At 67.0% G+C, this 16,642-nt stretch carries 11 protein-coding genes; 9 read left to right on the forward strand and 2 right to left on the reverse strand.

The features are described 5' to 3' along the window. Positions 1-82 precede the first annotated feature (82 nt). The 6 genes from CRP56_RS25700 (at position 83) to tuf (ending at position 9,358) form a co-directional block, all read left to right on the forward strand. Positions 83-3,982: a DNA-directed RNA polymerase subunit beta' gene (locus CRP56_RS25700; RefSeq protein ID WP_097267791.1), complete on the forward strand. Its 3,900-nt coding sequence runs from the start codon at positions 83-85 to the stop codon at positions 3,980-3,982. Positions 3,983-4,156: 174 nt separating this feature from the next. Then, positions 4,157-4,678 carry a DUF1707 and DUF4190 domain-containing protein gene (locus CRP56_RS25705; RefSeq protein ID WP_097267793.1) on the forward strand — a complete coding sequence of 174 codons (522 nt, stop codon included), beginning with the start codon at positions 4,157-4,159 and terminating at the stop codon, positions 4,676-4,678. 332 nt (positions 4,679-5,010) lie between these two features. Continuing rightward, positions 5,011-5,382 (forward strand): 30S ribosomal protein S12, encoded by a 372-nt coding sequence (gene rpsL / locus CRP56_RS25710; RefSeq protein ID WP_003948652.1) that lies wholly within the window; start codon positions 5,011-5,013, stop codon positions 5,380-5,382. Positions 5,383-5,384: 2 nt separating this feature from the next. Further along, positions 5,385-5,855: a 30S ribosomal protein S7 gene (gene rpsG, locus CRP56_RS25715; protein ID WP_003992340.1), complete on the forward strand. Its 471-nt coding sequence runs from the start codon at positions 5,385-5,387 to the stop codon at positions 5,853-5,855. Between the two features lie 39 nt (positions 5,856-5,894). Continuing rightward, positions 5,895-8,021, forward strand: a complete 2,127-nt coding sequence (fusA, locus tag CRP56_RS25720; RefSeq protein WP_079308665.1) for an elongation factor G — start codon at positions 5,895-5,897, stop codon at positions 8,019-8,021. A 143-nt stretch (positions 8,022-8,164) separates the two neighbouring features. Next, positions 8,165-9,358 carry an elongation factor Tu gene (gene tuf, locus CRP56_RS25725; protein WP_079308664.1) on the forward strand — a complete coding sequence of 398 codons (1,194 nt, stop codon included), beginning with the start codon at positions 8,165-8,167 and terminating at the stop codon, positions 9,356-9,358. Between the two features lie 79 nt (positions 9,359-9,437). On the opposite strand, the gene CRP56_RS25730 is transcribed toward tuf, so the two are convergent. Beyond that, positions 9,438-9,635: a hypothetical protein gene (locus CRP56_RS25730; RefSeq protein WP_097267795.1), complete on the reverse strand. Its 198-nt coding sequence runs from the start codon at positions 9,633-9,635 to the stop codon at positions 9,438-9,440. A gap of 147 nt (positions 9,636-9,782) precedes the next feature. Here CRP56_RS25730 and CRP56_RS25735 point away from each other — a divergent pair, with 147 nt between their 5' ends. Then, positions 9,783-9,998 (forward strand): hypothetical protein, encoded by a 216-nt coding sequence (locus tag CRP56_RS25735; RefSeq protein ID WP_373559683.1) that lies wholly within the window; start codon positions 9,783-9,785, stop codon positions 9,996-9,998. A 23-nt stretch (positions 9,999-10,021) separates the two neighbouring features. Here CRP56_RS25735 and CRP56_RS25740 read toward each other — a convergent pair whose 3' ends face one another. Next, positions 10,022-11,020, reverse strand: coding sequence for a hypothetical protein (locus CRP56_RS25740; RefSeq protein WP_097267797.1), 999 nt, complete (start codon positions 11,018-11,020; stop codon positions 10,022-10,024). Positions 11,021-11,522: 502 nt separating this feature from the next. Between CRP56_RS25740 and CRP56_RS25745 the strand changes: the two genes are divergently transcribed. Continuing rightward, positions 11,523-11,996, forward strand: a complete 474-nt coding sequence (locus CRP56_RS25745; RefSeq protein WP_097267799.1) for a hypothetical protein — start codon at positions 11,523-11,525, stop codon at positions 11,994-11,996. Positions 11,997-12,123: 127 nt separating this feature from the next. After that, positions 12,124-16,605, forward strand: a complete 4,482-nt coding sequence (locus CRP56_RS25750; protein WP_097267801.1) for a Tat pathway signal protein — start codon at positions 12,124-12,126, stop codon at positions 16,603-16,605. Positions 16,606-16,642: the final 37 nt, after the last annotated feature.

Raw genomic sequence — 16,642 nt, forward strand, 5'->3', positions numbered from 1 at the left:
GGCCTGCGTCCAGCAGGTCCCCGGCCCCAGGACCCCCGTTTCAGACCCCAAGACTTACAACCCTGAGAGGGATTGACGCATAGTGCTCGACGTCAACTTCTTCGATGAGCTCCGGATCGGTCTGGCCACCGCTGACGACATCCGTCAGTGGAGCCACGGCGAGGTCAAGAAGCCCGAGACCATCAACTACCGCACCCTCAAGCCCGAAAAGGACGGACTCTTCTGCGAGAAGATCTTCGGTCCGACCCGGGACTGGGAGTGCTACTGCGGCAAGTACAAGCGCGTCCGCTTCAAGGGCATCATCTGTGAGCGCTGTGGCGTCGAGGTCACTCGCGCCAAGGTGCGCCGTGAGCGGATGGGCCACATCGAGCTGGCCGCTCCCGTCACCCACATCTGGTACTTCAAGGGCGTTCCGTCGCGGCTGGGCTACCTGCTCGACCTCGCCCCGAAGGACCTGGAGAAGGTCATCTACTTCGCGGCGTACATGATCACGTACGTCGACGAGGAGCGCCGCACCCGCGACCTGCCCTCCCTGGAGGCGCACGTCTCCGTGGAGCGTCAGCAGGTCGAGAACCGCCGGGACGCCGACCTGGAGGCCCGCGCCAAGAAGCTCGAGTCCGACCTGGCCGAGCTGGAGGCTGAGGGCGCCAAGGCCGACGTGCGCCGCAAGGTGCGCGAGGGTGCCGAGCGTGAGATGAAGCAGCTGCGCGACCGTGCGCAGCGCGAGATCGACCGTCTCGACGAGGTGTGGACCCGCTTCAAGAACCTCAAGGTCCAGGACCTCGAGGGCGACGAGCTCCTCTACCGCGAGCTGCGTGACCGCTTCGGCACGTACTTCGACGGTTCGATGGGTGCCGCGGCGCTGCAGAAGCGCCTGGAGTCCTTCGACCTCGACGAGGAGGCCGAGAAGCTCCGCGAGATCATCCGTACCGGCAAGGGCCAGAAGAAGACCCGTGCGCTGAAGCGGCTGAAGGTCGTGTCTGCGTTCCTGCAGACCTCCAACAGCCCCAAGGGCATGGTCCTCGACTGCGTCCCGGTCATCCCGCCGGACCTTCGCCCGATGGTGCAGCTGGACGGTGGCCGCTTCGCGACCTCCGACCTGAACGACCTGTACCGCCGTGTGATCAACCGCAACAACCGTCTGAAGAGGCTCCTCGACCTCGGCGCGCCCGAGATCATCGTCAACAACGAGAAGCGCATGCTTCAGGAGGCTGTTGACGCCCTCTTCGACAACGGTCGTCGTGGTCGCCCGGTCACCGGTCCCGGTAACCGCCCGCTGAAGTCCCTCAGCGACATGCTGAAGGGTAAGCAGGGTCGATTCCGTCAGAACCTGCTCGGTAAGCGTGTGGACTACTCCGCGCGTTCCGTGATCGTCGTCGGTCCGCAGCTGAAGCTGCACCAGTGCGGTCTGCCCAAGGCGATGGCGCTGGAGCTCTTCAAGCCGTTCGTGATGAAGCGGCTCGTGGACCTCAACCACGCGCAGAACATCAAGAGCGCCAAGCGCATGGTGGAGCGCGGCCGCACCGTCGTGTACGACGTCCTCGAAGAGGTCATCGCCGAGCACCCGGTGCTGCTGAACCGTGCTCCCACCCTGCACCGCCTCGGCATCCAGGCCTTCGAGCCGCAGCTGGTCGAGGGCAAGGCCATCCAGATCCACCCGCTCGTCTGCACCGCGTTCAACGCGGACTTCGACGGTGACCAGATGGCCGTGCACCTGCCGCTGTCCGCGGAGGCGCAGGCCGAGGCCCGCATCCTGATGCTGTCCTCGAACAACATCCTCAAGCCCGCCGACGGCCGTCCGGTGACGATGCCGACCCAGGACATGGTCCTCGGTCTGTTCTTCCTCACCACCGACGGTGAGCTGCGTGACACCAAGGGCGAGGGCCGTGCGTTCGGCTCCACGGCCGAGGCGATCATGGCGTTCGACGCCGGCGAGCTGGCGCTGCAGTCGCAGGTCGACATCCGCTTCCCGGTGGGCACCATCCCGCCGCGTGGCTGGACGCCGCCGGCGGCCGAGGAGGGCGAGCCGGAGTACCAGTCGGGCGACAGCTTCCGGCTGCGTACGACCCTGGGCCGCGCGCTCTTCAACGAGCTGCTGCCCGAGGACTACCCGTTCGTCGACTACTCGGTCGGCAAGAAGCAGCTCTCCGAGATCGTCAACGACCTCGCCGAGCGCTACCCCAAGGTCATCGTGGCGGCGACGCTCGACAACCTGAAGGCGGCCGGCTTCTACTGGGCGACCCGTTCCGGTGTCACCGTCGCCATCTCCGACGTCGTCGTTCCCGAGGCGAAGAAGGAGATCGTCAAGGGCTACGAGGCGCAGGACGAGAAGGTCCAGAAGCAGTACGAGCGCGGTCTGATCACCAAGGAAGAGCGCACTCAGGAGCTCATCGCGATCTGGACCAAGGCGACCAACGAGGTCGCCGAGGCGATGAACGCGAACTTCCCCAAGACGAACCCCATCTTCATGATGGTTGACTCGGGTGCCCGAGGAAACATGATGCAGATGCGGCAGATCGCCGGTATGCGTGGTCTGGTGTCGAACGCCAAGAACGAGACGATCCCGCGTCCGATCAAGGCGTCCTTCCGTGAGGGCCTGTCCGTGCTGGAGTACTTCATCTCCACCCACGGTGCCCGTAAGGGTCTGGCCGACACCGCCCTGCGTACCGCCGACTCGGGTTACCTGACCCGTCGTCTGGTGGACGTCTCGCAGGACGTCATCATCCGCGAGGAGGACTGCGGCACCGAGCGCGGTCTCAAGCTCGCGATCGCCGAGGTCGGCGCGGACGGCGTGCTGCGCAAGGCCGACAACGTCGAGACCAGCGTGTACGCCCGTGCGCTGGCCGAGGACATCACCGTCGACGGCAAGGTGCTGGCCCCGGCCAACACCGACCTCGGCGACGTCCTCATCGACGAGCTGGTCCGGCACGGCGTCTCCGAGGTCAAGACCCGCTCGGTCCTGACCTGTGAGTCCGCCGTCGGCACCTGCGCCATGTGCTACGGCCGCTCCCTGGCCACCGGCAAGCTGGTCGACATCGGTGAGGCGGTCGGCATCATCGCCGCCCAGTCCATCGGTGAGCCCGGTACCCAGCTGACGATGCGTACCTTCCACACCGGTGGTGTGGCCGGTGACGACATCACCCAGGGTCTGCCGCGTGTCGTCGAGCTCTTCGAGGCCCGTACCCCGAAGGGTGTCGCCCCGATCTCCGAGGCCTCCGGCCGCGTCCGGATCGAGGAGACCGAGAAGACCAAGAAGATCGTCATCACGCCGGACGACGGCAGCGACGAGACGGCGTACCCGATCTCGAAGCGCGCCCGTCTTCTGGTCAGCGAGGGCGAGCACGTCGAGGTGGGCCAGAAGCTCACCGTGGGTGCCACCAACCCGCACGACGTGCTGCGCATCCTGGGCCAGCGTGCCGTCCAGGTCCACCTGGTCGGCGAGGTCCAGAAGGTCTACAACTCGCAGGGTGTGTCGATCCACGACAAGCACATCGAGATCATCATCCGGCAGATGCTGCGCCGCGTGACGATCATCGAGTCCGGCGACGCCGAGCTGCTGCCCGGTGAGCTGGTCGAGCGCTCGAAGTTCGAGACCGAGAACCGTCGTGTGGTCCAGGAGGGCGGTCACCCGGCCTCCGGTCGTCCGCAGCTGATGGGTATCACCAAGGCCTCGCTGGCGACGGAATCCTGGCTGTCGGCCGCCTCCTTCCAGGAGACGACCCGAGTCCTGACGGACGCGGCGATCAACGCCAAGTCCGACAGCCTCATCGGCCTCAAGGAGAACGTCATCATCGGTAAGCTCATCCCGGCCGGTACGGGTCTGTCCCGCTACCGCAACATCCGGGTCGAGCCGACCGAGGAGGCGAAGGCCGCGATGTACTCGGCCGTCGGCTACGACGACATCGACTACTCGCCGTTCGGCACGGGCTCCGGCCAGGCCGTTCCGCTGGAGGACTACGACTACGGGCCGTACAACCAGTAGTAGTCGGTTCTGAAGTCCTGAAGTCCTGAAGGGCGGTCACCTCGTTTCGTACGGGGTGGCCGCCCTTCGGCTTTCGGGGGCGTCTCCGGGTTTTCTCCGGGTGGACACCTGATGCCTGGAGCACCGGTTCGGCGCACGATAGAGGGACTCCGATCCGTGCGGGGGAGGTGTTCCATGACTCAGCCGGTTCCGCAGCCGTGGCAGGGCGGTCAGGGCCCGCAGCAGTGGCAGGGTGGGTCTTTCATGCTTGCGTCGCATGCCGACCGTGAGCGGGCCGTTGATGTGCTTCGGGCGGGGTTCGGGGAGGGGCGGCTGGAGCAGGGGGAGTTCGAGAAGCGGGTCGGGCGGGCCTATGCGGCGCGGACGGTGGGGGAGCTGGCTCTGCTGGTCGCCGATCTGCCGCTGGGGCCGGTGCCGGTCGCTTCGGTGCCGCGGACGTTTCACCCGGTGCCTCGGCCGCGGACCAACGGCAAGGCGGTGGGGGCGGCCGTGTGCGGGGTGTTGTGTCTGCCGACCTTCGGGCTGATGGGGCTTCCGGCGGTGGTGCTCGGGCACGCTGCTCGGGCGGAGGTGCAGCGGACCGGGGAGGCGGGGGACGGTCTCGCGCTGACCGGGCTGGTCCTCGGGTGGCTGTCGGTCGGGGGGTGGGCGCTCGTGCTGACGCTGTTGCTCATCGTGGGCCTCGCGGCCGGATGAGCGGCCGTCGGTGCCGCGCCGGGCGTGTCCGGAGCGTGAAATCGAAGATCATCCACGGCGTAGGGCCTTGACATGTCTCGCCCCGCTCTGCGGGTGAAGCCCATTTGTTTTGACCGCAGCGAATGAGGTAGGTACGCTCAGACCTTGTGCCTGGGGTGTGCCCTGGCTCTCGTGCGTGTCTTCAGCCGCATCGCGAGCCGTGACACGGCCGCCGTAATCTGCGCCCTTTTCGCTTCGCGGCGAGAGTCTGCCGGATTCGACACACCCGACCGCGTGGGTCGGCGACGTTCCAGGTTAGCTTCACCATTCGGCACACAGAAACCGGAGAAGTAGTGCCTACGATCCAGCAGCTGGTCCGTAAGGGCCGGCAGGACAAGGTCGAGAAGAACAAGACGCCCGCACTCGAGGGTTCCCCTCAGCGTCGCGGCGTCTGCACGCGTGTGTTCACGACCACCCCGAAGAAGCCGAACTCGGCCCTGCGTAAGGTCGCGCGTGTGCGTCTGACCAGCGGGATCGAGGTCACCGCTTACATTCCGGGTGAGGGACACAACCTGCAGGAGCACTCCATCGTGCTCGTGCGTGGTGGCCGTGTGAAGGACCTGCCTGGTGTTCGCTACAAGATCATCCGCGGCTCCCTTGACACCCAGGGTGTCAAGAACCGCAAGCAGGCCCGCAGCCGCTACGGCGCCAAGAAGGAGAAGTAAGAATGCCTCGTAAGGGCCCCGCCCCGAAGCGCCCGGTCATCATCGACCCGGTCTACGGTTCTCCTCTTGTCACGTCGCTCATCAACAAGGTGCTGCTGAACGGCAAGCGCTCCACCGCTGAGCGCATCGTCTACGGCGCCATGGAAGGCCTCCGCGAGAAGACGGGCAACGACCCGATCATCACGCTGAAGCGCGCGCTGGAGAACATCAAGCCGACCCTCGAGGTCAAGTCCCGCCGTGTCGGTGGTGCGACGTACCAGGTCCCGATCGAGGTCAAGCCCGGTCGTGCCAACACGCTCGCGCTGCGCTGGCTGGTCGGTTACTCCCGCGCCCGTCGCGAGAAGACCATGACCGAGCGTCTGCTCAACGAGCTTCTCGACGCTTCGAACGGCCTCGGTGCGGCCGTCAAGAAGCGCGAGGACACGCACAAGATGGCCGAGTCCAACAAGGCCTTCGCGCACTACCGCTGGTAGTCGCAGTCCACATCGAGACCGAGAGAAGACTGAAGCCTTATGGCTACCACTTCGCTTGACCTGGCCAGGGTGCGCAACATCGGCATCATGGCCCACATCGACGCGGGCAAGACGACCACCACCGAGCGGATCCTGTTCTACACCGGTGTGTCTTACAAGATCGGTGAGGTCCACGACGGCGCTGCCACCATGGACTGGATGGAGCAGGAGCAGGAGCGTGGCATCACGATCACCTCTGCTGCCACCACCTGTCACTGGCCGCTTGAGGGTGTCGACCACACCATCAACATCATCGACACCCCGGGTCACGTCGACTTCACCGTCGAGGTGGAGCGTTCGCTCCGCGTCCTCGACGGTGCCGTGACGGTGTTCGACGGCGTTGCCGGCGTGGAGCCGCAGTCGGAGACGGTGTGGCGTCAGGCCGACCGTTACGGCGTGCCCCGCATCTGCTTCGTCAACAAGCTGGACCGTACCGGCGCCGAGTTCCACCGCTGCGTGGACATGATCTCGGACCGTCTGGGCGCCCAGCCGCTCGTCATGCAGCTCCCGATCGGCGCCGAGGCCGACTTCAAGGGCGTCGTCGACCTCGTGACGATGAAGGCCCTGGTCTGGTCCGCCGAGGCGGCCAAGGGCGAGATGTACGACGTCGTCGACATCCCGGCCACGCACACCGAGGCTGCCGAGGAGTACCGCGGCAAGCTCATCGAGGCCGTCGCCGAGAACGACGAAGAGATCATGGAGCTGTACCTGGAGGGCGAGGAGCCTTCCGTGGAGCAGCTGTACGCCGCGATCCGTCGTATCACCATCGCCTCCGGCAAGTCCAAGGACACCACGGTCACCCCGGTGTTCTGCGGCACCGCGTTCAAGAACAAGGGCGTCCAGCCCCTGCTCGACGCGGTCGTGCGCTACCTGCCGACCCCGCTTGACGTCGAGGCCATCGAGGGCCACGACGTGAAGGACCCCGAGGTCGTCATCAAGCGCAAGCCGTCCGACGACGAGCCGCTGTCGGCGCTGGCGTTCAAGATCATGAGCGACCCGCACCTCGGCAAGCTCACCTTCGTCCGGATCTACTCCGGTCGCCTGGAGTCCGGCACCGCCGTGCTGAACTCCGTCAAGGGCAAGAAGGAGCGCATCGGCAAGATCTACCGCATGCACGCGAACAAGCGTGAGGAGATCGAGTCGGTGGGCGCCGGCGACATCGTCGCCGTCATGGGCCTGAAGCAGACCACCACCGGTGAGACGCTGTCCGACGACAAGCAGCCGGTGATCCTGGAGTCCATGGACTTCCCGGCGCCGGTCATCCAGGTCGCCATCGAGCCCAAGTCGAAGGGCGACCAGGAGAAGCTGGGCGTCGCGATCCAGCGCCTCGCTGAGGAGGACCCGTCGTTCCAGGTCCACTCGGACGAGGAGACGGGCCAGACCATCATCGGTGGTATGGGCGAGCTGCACCTCGAGGTGCTGGTCGACCGTATGCGCCGTGAGTTCAAGGTCGAGGCCAACGTCGGCAAGCCGCAGGTCGCCTACCGCGAGACGATCCGCAAGGCCGTCGAGCGCGTCGACTACACGCACAAGAAGCAGACTGGTGGTACCGGCCAGTTCGCCAAGGTGCAGATCGCGATCGAGCCGATCGAGGGCGGCGACGCCTCGTACGAGTTCGTGAACAAGGTGACCGGTGGCCGTATCCCGAAGGAGTACATCCCTTCGGTGGACGCCGGTGCGCAGGAGGCCATGCAGTTCGGCATCCTCGCCGGGTACGAGATGACGGGCGTCCGCGTCACGCTTCTCGACGGTGCCTACCACGAGGTCGACTCCTCCGAGCTCGCGTTCAAGATCGCCGGTTCGCAGGCCTTCAAGGAGGCCGCGCGCAAGGCGTCCCCCGTGCTCCTTGAGCCGATGATGGCCGTCGAGGTCACCACGCCCGAGGACTACATGGGTGAGGTCATCGGCGACATCAACTCCCGCCGTGGCCAGATCCAGGCCATGGAGGAGCGGGCCGGTGCCCGCGTCGTGAAGGGCCTCGTGCCCCTCTCGGAGATGTTCGGCTACGTCGGCGACCTGCGCAGCAAGACGTCCGGCCGTGCCAGCTACTCCATGCAGTTCGACTCCTACGCCGAGGTTCCGCGGAACGTCGCCGAGGAGATCATCGCGAAGGCCAAGGGCGAGTAACACACTCCCGTTACACGCTTTAGGCTTGACACCGACCGCCGGGGATCGCCCGGCACGGGAGAACCCCGGCGGGCGGCATCCCAGCAAAGATCACCTGGCGCCGATGAGTAAGGCGTACCAGAACCACTCCACAGGAGGACCCAGTGGCGAAGGCGAAGTTCGAGCGGACTAAGCCCCACGTCAACATCGGCACCATCGGTCACATCGACCACGGTAAGACGACCCTCACGGCCGCCATTACCAAGGTGCTGCACGACGCGTTCCCGGACCTGAACGAGGCCTCGGCGTTCGACCAGATCGACAAGGCTCCCGAAGAGCGCCAGCGCGGTATCACCATCTCCATCGCGCACGTCGAGTACCAGACGGAGACCCGTCACTACGCCCACGTCGACTGCCCCGGTCACGCGGACTACATCAAGAACATGATCACCGGTGCTGCCCAGATGGACGGCGCCATCCTCGTGGTCGCCGCCACCGACGGCCCGATGCCGCAGACCAAGGAGCACGTGCTCCTGGCCCGACAGGTCGGCGTTCCGTACATCGTCGTCGCCCTGAACAAGGCCGACATGGTGGACGACGAGGAGATCCTGGAGCTCGTCGAGCTCGAGGTCCGCGAGCTGCTCTCCGAGTACGAGTTCCCGGGCGACGACCTGCCGGTCGTCAAGGTTTCCGCTCTGAAGGCCCTTGAGGGCGACAAGGAGTGGGGCCAGACCGTCCTCGACCTGATGAAGGCCGTCGACGAGTCGATCCCGGAGCCCGAGCGCGACGTCGACAAGCCGTTCCTGATGCCGATCGAGGACGTCTTCACGATCACCGGTCGTGGCACCGTCGTCACCGGTCGTATCGAGCGTGGTGTCCTCAAGGTCAACGAGACCGTCGACATCATCGGCATCAAGACCGAGAAGACCACCACCACGGTCACCGGCATCGAGATGTTCCGCAAGCTGCTCGACGAGGGCCAGGCCGGTGAGAACGTCGGTCTGCTCCTCCGTGGCATCAAGCGCGAGGACGTCGAGCGCGGCCAGGTCATCATCAAGCCCGGTTCGGTCACCCCGCACACCGAGTTCGAGGCCCAGGCCTACATCCTGTCCAAGGACGAGGGTGGCCGCCACACGCCGTTCTTCAACAACTACCGTCCGCAGTTCTACTTCCGTACGACGGACGTGACCGGCGTTGTGACCCTCCCCGAGGGCACCGAGATGGTCATGCCGGGTGACAACACCGAGATGAAGGTGGAGCTCATCCAGCCCGTCGCCATGGAAGAGGGCCTGAAGTTCGCCATCCGTGAGGGTGGCCGGACCGTGGGCGCCGGCCAGGTCACCAAGATCACGAAGTGATCTTGGCCCGACAGGGCTGACCGGTAGGTCTCTGTGCAGGGGCCCGTACGACTTCGGTCGTACGGGCCCTTTCGCGCGTTTACGCGGCTTCCGCTTCGTCTTCGGGCGACGGCTGCGGGCCGATGGCCATGAGGGCGAGGACGGTGAGTCGTACGACGACGCCACCGAGCAGCGCGGCGACGAAGCCGTCGACGTCCAGCCCGGAATCCAGCGCCGAGCCGATCCAGGAGACCAGCAGCCAGATGAGGGTGTCCTGCAGCAGTGCCGCCCAGCCCACGTTGTCATGGGGCGGCTGGCGGGGGCTGGCAAGGGCTTTTGGGGCGCCGCCGAGTCGGGGCCGAGTGGGGCGCTAGGCGGGGTACGTACCGTTCTTGTCGCCCATGGCTCGGGTTCAGCGGACCTCGTCGACGGAAGGACTCGCCCGATGATGCTGACGGTCGATGTGGCGGTGCTGCTGGCCGTCATCCTCGTACTGCGGTTGCGGCGGACGGTGCATGCGCGGAGCCGGTCCGATCAGGGCGTGACGGTGGGGCTTGCGCTGGTGTTCGGGGTGTTGGTGGCGCCGACTGCCTTCGGGCATGAGGTGCTGAATGTGGTGGCGCAGGTGGTGGAGGGGGTCTCGGGCGTCCAGGGTCCCTGACGGGCGGGGGCGGCCGGTTCGGGTCACTGGATGTGCTGCTGGTGCGGGTGGTCGTACGACGTCGTACAGGCGTAGAGCTGGAGGGCGTGGTCGCGGCCGATGTTGAGGTGGGTGGGGCGGGCTGATTCGGTGTCGTCGCCGGGCCACCAGCTTCTGCTGCCGCCGTCGCATTCGTAGCCGTCGATGGTGAGCAGGGGCCTGACGGGTGCGCCGCACTCCGCGCAGGACATGGGGAACGGGTCGATGTAGCTCCAGGGGGCGTGACCGCCGAGCTTGCAGCCCGGGGCGACGGCGAGGTCGTACTGGTAGTCGGCGCCGTGGCTCTCGGCCCAGTCCTCGATGCGGTCGGCGAGGGGCTCGGGGAGTTCGTGCGGGGCGGGGTATTCGGTGACGGCTTCCGGGTGGAGCACGCAGGGTTCGGGGAGGTAGCGGTCTTTGCCGATCACTTGCGGGTGTGGGGCGGGGGCTGCGGCTGGGGTTACGTCGGCGACTGTCCGCCAGCGGAGTTCGGTGCGGGGTGTGGGGCCCAAAGGGCTTTCGTGGGGGAAGGGGCACCAGAGGAGTTGGAGCAGATCGGTGCCGGGTGGGCCGGGGAAGGTGACGGCCTCGGTCTCAGGGGTGTCGCGGGCGTAGAGCTGTACGACGGGGATCAAGGGAACGAGACCGGGGTGGGGGATGAGCCGGGGTTTCGAGGCTCGGTCGACGGTGGCCCGTTCCTCAGGGGTGAGGAAGTCGGTGCCGGGGGTGCGTGGGCGGTCTCGGTCTCGGTCCCGGGCCTCGGCGAGGATGCGGCGGCGGTGGTGGACTTCGTCCGGTGCGAGGCCGGGCGCTCCGGGGTGTTCCGAGCACGTGGGCCAGGGTTCGTGGGCCGGCCAGAGGAGGGGGCCGCCGAGGGAACTGTCGGCTGCGGTGGGGGAGCCGGGGCGGGGGTGGAGGCGGACGGTGGTGCGGGCCAGCGGGGCGAGTTCGGGGAAGTGGGCGGGGACGTCGAGGGGGCGGGGTGGGGTGGTGAGCCTCGGCATGAGGGGAGGGTATGCGGGAACGGGGCCTCGGACTGGGGGTGTTGCCCTCGATCTCGATAGCGCGTGACCGGCTCGTCGAGCGGCTCGCCGGCCGCGGCGCGGGGAGGCTGAGCGTGGTGTTCGCCGCTGAGATTTGACTGTTTGCCAACTCGATTTAACTCGGCAGTGGTTGACGCCGCGAGGTGGGCAATTCCGCGCCCCGGGGGCAGGGTTGAATCGTTGCATGGTGTGGTGCGGGTCACTCCACCTGTGAAATATGCGCAGAGTAGCCGCTCAATCCGGGCGTAAGTGTGAAGTTCTGAGTGAAAGGCGATGGCGGCTCCAACGCGGCCGCTACTTTCAGGCGTTGCGCCTTCTCGATGCGCAAATTTTATGCGTTGCCTGTGAAGAGTTCGGGTGGCTACAGTCCCCGGGTCTTCGATCGAACGGGTTTTTGGGGGAGGGGCAGCCCCCGTCCTGCGGTCGGTGATGTCTCTCAACTCGACCAATTTCAGGGGGAATTATGTCTGCATTCGGTAGGAACCTGACCCGCCTCGCCGTCGCCGCCTCGGCCGTCGCCGCGCTGGGGGTCGCCGTGCCGAGCACCCCGGCCGCCGCCGCCTCCGCGACCGTCTGCGGTACCGGGTACGAGTTCGTCGACGCCAAGGCGCTGCCGAGCGCCACGAACCGCTCAGCGACGCTGTTCTTCTACATGAAGGGCAACAGCGCCTGCGCGATCCTCGACAACAACACCACCGGCGGCGCCAACTACATGGACCTGCAGATGTGGCCGGGTGACAACAAGGCGGCCGGCGAGCGCGACAAGGGCAACTTCTCGGAGTACGCGGGCCCGGTGCACAGCAGCACCCTCGCGTCCGGTGGCCGCTGTGTCGGCATCTCCGCGCTGATGAAGAACGAAGCGGGCACCGCCAACCTCTTCAACTGGACGGGCGGTTACGTCTTCTCCGTCGACAACAGCTCGTCCGAGTGCGCCTGACCGGTCCCTTTCGTCCGACCGCGCCTGAGGGGCCGACCACTCGGCCCCCGGTGCGGCGGATCCGAACTCCCAAACAAATCGGGGAACTTCAGCCTTGAGACCCAGGCGAAAACTTCACAGACCTCTGATGGTCATAGCGGCGTGCACCGCGTTGAGCGGTGGCCTGCTGAGCGCCGTTCCGGCGTTCGGCGCGTCGGACACCTCAACCCACTCGACCTCCGCGTCCGGCCCCGCCACGCAAGCCGACCCGGCCTCCGCGCCCCCCGGTCCGTCAGGGGGCGGACGGATCAAGGATCCGGGCCACAAGCTCGGCACCGGATGGAAGTCCTCGTCCGACCGGGCCGTCACCGCCGCCGCTGACGCCGACGGCTTGCACATCCTCGTGGCGGACTCCAAGGACGCGTACGCGTGGAAGACCGCCGCGATCCTCGCCGAGCCCGGGATGCCGGCCGATTCCTGGATCGGCAACCAGTGCCTGATGGACCGCGACCACGTGGCCGTCGTCTACGCGCCGCGTACGTTCACCAACAAGCCCGACCTGTTCCAGGGCGGGGCGTTCACGGCGATCGTCGACACCGGCACGGGCTCGGTCACCAAGCTCGGCTTCACCGCCTCGCTGGCCTACTTCGACCCGACCTGTAACACCTCCGCCCGTACGGCTGCCTTCACCGCCTACCGGGACATGAACGACCCGGCCGCGGTGAAGACCCGTGTGGTCACCGTGAACACGGCGGGCAAGCAGCTGACCCAGGCGTCGGTGCGCGGCGAGGTCACCTCGGCCGCGCCGGTCACCGGCGGTGCCGTCGGTGCGATCGGCCACGATCTGGTACGCCTCGGCGACACCGGCAGGAGCACGTCCGGGAAGACCAGCAAGGTGACGTCCGCCGGTGCCGTCCCCTTCGACATCCGGCCGCTCGACGCCCGTGGCGAGGAGATCGCGTTCGTCGAGCGCGGCAACAAGAAGCACACGGCGAAGATCTGGCGCGGTCACGGCAAGCCGGCCACGGTCGCCTCCGGCGCTCCCGGCGCGATCGACCTCGCGCCCGGCGCTCCCGGCAAGGCGTTTCTGACCGGGAAGACGACCGGTGCCGTGCACACGCAGGGCACGGGCATCACCCCGCTCGACGCGCCCGCCGACACCGATGTCTCCACGCAGGGCCGGCTCGCCGTCGACCCCGTGCTCATGCCCGGCGTACGGGCCGGTCTGGAGCGCATCGAGAACGCCGGCCGCGGCTTCACCAAGGCCCGGAAGACCGAGCAGGACAAGGCGGCGGCCGAGTCCGCCGTGTCGCCGCAGACCTTGGCGAAGACGGCACCGGCCACCATCACCTCCACCGCCACCACCACGGGCACCGAGCTGACCCAGCGGGTGGCGCCGCAGACGGCGGCGGGTACCGGAGAGTCCTCGCCCGCCCTGGGCAGCGGCACCAAGCCGGTCACTGAGGCTGCGTCGGGCGGGCTGGACACCCAGCTGGAACGCACCGCCCTCGCCACCGCCACGGCCTCGGACCCGGCGCACGACCCGACCGACCCGGACCGCTGGTGCTCGGTCTCCCGCAACGACGTCACCGTGCAGGCGCTCCAGCCGACCCCCAACCAGGTCGAGTGGGCCGCCGACATGGCCGTACGCGGCAACCTCACGTCCTCGTGGATCCGGCAGGGCGGCTACCGGGACCAGGCCGGTCTCGGCACCGTCGACCCGCAGGGCCTCTTCCCCCGGCCGACGCTGAACGCCAAGGCCGGCGCCCAGATCCCGGTCAACGTCCTGCTCGGCATCCTGTCCCAGGAATCGAACCTGTGGCAGGCCGAGTCCGGCGCGATCCCGGGCCAGATGGGCAGCCCGCTCGCCGCGGTGGACGGCTACTACGGCCACAAGGCCGGCGGCACGGTCGCCGACTTCTGGAACATCCACTGGGACAAGTCCGACTGCGGCTACGGCGTGGGCCAGGTCACCGACGGCATGCGCATGGCGGGGCACGAGAAGGACCACGAGACGTCTCTCTCCCCGCAGAAGCAGAAGATCGTCGCCGTCGACTACGCGAGCAACATCGCCGCGTCGATGAAGATCCTCGCGGACAAGTGGAACGAGGTGCACACCGCCGGTCAGACGGTCACCGTCAACGACGACGACCCGTCGAGGGTGGAGAACTGGTTCACCGCCGTCTGGAACTACAACCTCGGTTTCAACCCGCCGACGGCTTCGGGCGGCGCGTGGGGCCTGGGCTGGTACAACAACCCGGCCAACCCCGTGTACAAGAACGACAACCCGTTCATGGACACCACCGTCGACCCCGACGCCAACCACGACGCGGCACACCCGCAGGACTGGCCGTACGAGGAGAAGGTGATGGGCTGGGCCGCCTGGTCCACGGACACCGGATTCTCCTACGCCACCTCCGGGCGCCAGGACTGGCCGGGCGAGTCCGGGTTCTCCTCGGCGGGCTTCCGTCCCGCCTGGTGGGTCAGTGACATCCAGCGGTCCATGGTCTCCCCGCCCAAGAGCACCTTCTGCAACAGTCACAACAACTGTGACCCGAGCAGCCCGCCGGACTGCCCGGACGCCGCCTGCTACAAGAAGTACTGGTGGAACCAGTCGAACGCGAAGTGGAAGGACGACTGCGCCACCAACTGCGGCCACGAGAACATCAAGTACCAGACGCTCGTGAACGAGCCGGGCCGCGGCTACCGGCTGAAGAACGGCACCCCGGTGTGCACCGGGGCCCCGTCGGGCGCCACGGTCGTCGCCTCCGTACCCAACGGCACTCCGACCTGGAGCGACTGCGGCGCGGTCAAGTCCGACGGCACGTTCCGCTTCACGTTCTACGCCGACACCCAGGGGCAGTACGAGGCCAAGGCCGACCTGCACCAGATAGGCGGCGGTTACGGCGGTCACTTCTGGTACACCCACACCCGCGACACCGACCATCTGGGCGGCACCACCTCGGGCCCGATGACGATCCGCGGTACCTGGACCCCGAACGGCAGCTTCGATCTCGCCCAGGTCTGGGTGCACGTCCCCGACACCGGAGCGCAGGAGAAGCGCGCCCACTACGAGGTCACCGGTGCCGTCGGCGGTCCCTACGACCGGTACATCAACCAGAACGGCAACAGCAACAAGTGGGTCTCGCTGGGTGCCTTCAAGTTCAACAGCACCCCGAGCGTGAACCTGTCCAACTACTCGCCCACCGGGTCCGCGGACGCCGACGTCGCCTACGGCGCCATCGCCTTCCAGCCGGTGCAGGGCACGTTCGTCCATCGCACACTGACGGCGGCCTCGGTCTTCGACCCCAACCAGGAGCTCAACTCCAACTGGCCGGTCACCGAACTCAACACGCCCATCCGCTCGATGAAGTCGCTCTACGACTGGGGAGTCGAGCTCTCCCACGGGACGGACGGCGGCCCGCTGTGGGACGGCACCGCCAGCAACGAGGTGTCGGACAACGGCCTGACGTCGTGGCCGCGCTGCACGACCGAGACGAACAAGGACGAGTGCACGGGTCCCCAGACCTATGACGCGGGCGAGCGGTGGTACCAGAACATCAAGGCCGGCGGATACACGCCGAACTCCGATGGATCGGTGCCGTCGATGTCCATCCCGCAATGGATGGGCATGTCGAACACCCGCCCGAGCATGTCGGCGTCTCCTGGCCAGGCTTTCCAGGACCCCAACAGCTACAAGATCAAGAGCGATGTCGACGTGACGTTCGTGAAGGACAGCACGGGGCACATCATCCCGGGCAGCGAGAGCGCGAGCTTCGACAACCGCGTCGGCAACGCCCACCTGCCCGTCTTCGTCACCCAGCTGATCAAGGGCATCTCGGCGGACTACCACATCCCGCTCCCCGACCTCACCTACACGACCCCCGACGCCCTGGAATACGGGCGCACCTACACCGCCGATCCACTCGTTGACGGGGACACCCCGGGGCAGGCCTACTTCCCGCACTTCAGGGGCGCGCGCCTGAACTCGGACAACAGCTGTGTGGACATCCGTGCCGTCGGCGGAGGCGTCCACGGATACCGCGCGATGATCGGCCACAAGTCCATCAACGACAACGTCAAGGCCTGGCTCGACAAGGTCGACGCCAGCCCCGACACCAACTTCTCGGTGCGCCGGGTGGCAGGGGACATCTACTCGATGTTCTTCAAGAACTCCGGCGACTGGAACAACAACATGTGGGGCAGCATGATCGGCAACGCTCCGCCGATCTGGCACGACATCGCCGCCGCGTTCTGCGCGGACGGCTCGGTGAAGCCGACGCACCTGGAGACGAACAAGGACGCGGATCCGAGCAACGCCCTGGTGTACCAGAGCTACATGCCCGACCTCTATGTCTACGTCGACGGGAAGATGACGGACAACCTCGGTCGTCCGGCCGGCGGCCGGGTGCACGTGGGGGACTGGAAGGACTTCTCCAACTTCCCTGTCAGCGCACCCAATGGCAACGGCTTCGCCAGCTGCGATGCCACCAACAGAGGAAGCGGCGGTAACCCGTGGCGTGTGGACGCACCTGTGCCGGTCTTCGGCGAAGGCCCTGGAAACCGGCCGTCGAGTGTCATCCACTGTGACGATCCGAGCGTGACGTTCTCCACCAATCTGACGCAGTGACCACGGATGGTTGAATGACGGGGGCCGGGCCCGCGGC

This window comes from Streptomyces sp. TLI_55, assembly GCF_900206255.1.
GTDB classification, from domain to species: domain Bacteria; phylum Actinomycetota; class Actinomycetes; order Streptomycetales; family Streptomycetaceae; genus Streptomyces; species Streptomyces aquilus.

Bases quoted from the DNA above. Each gene is read 5' to 3' on its own strand.
- CRP56_RS25705 (WP_097267793.1), top strand. From the start codon at position 4,157: ATGACTCAGCCGGTTCCGCAGCCGTGGCAGGGCGGTCAGGGCCCGCAG.
- rpsG (WP_003992340.1), top strand. From the start codon at position 5,385: ATGCCTCGTAAGGGCCCCGCCCCGAAGCGCCCGGTCATCATCGACCCG.
- fusA (WP_079308665.1), top strand. From the start codon at position 5,895: ATGGCTACCACTTCGCTTGACCTGGCCAGGGTGCGCAACATCGGCATC.
- CRP56_RS25735 (WP_373559683.1), top strand. From the start codon at position 9,783: ATGATGCTGACGGTCGATGTGGCGGTGCTGCTGGCCGTCATCCTCGTA.
- CRP56_RS25740 (WP_097267797.1), bottom strand. From the start codon at position 11,020: ATGCCGAGGCTCACCACCCCACCCCGCCCCCTCGACGTCCCCGCCCAC.
- CRP56_RS25745 (WP_097267799.1), top strand. From the start codon at position 11,523: ATGTCTGCATTCGGTAGGAACCTGACCCGCCTCGCCGTCGCCGCCTCG.
- CRP56_RS25750 (WP_097267801.1), top strand. From the start codon at position 12,124: ATGGTCATAGCGGCGTGCACCGCGTTGAGCGGTGGCCTGCTGAGCGCC.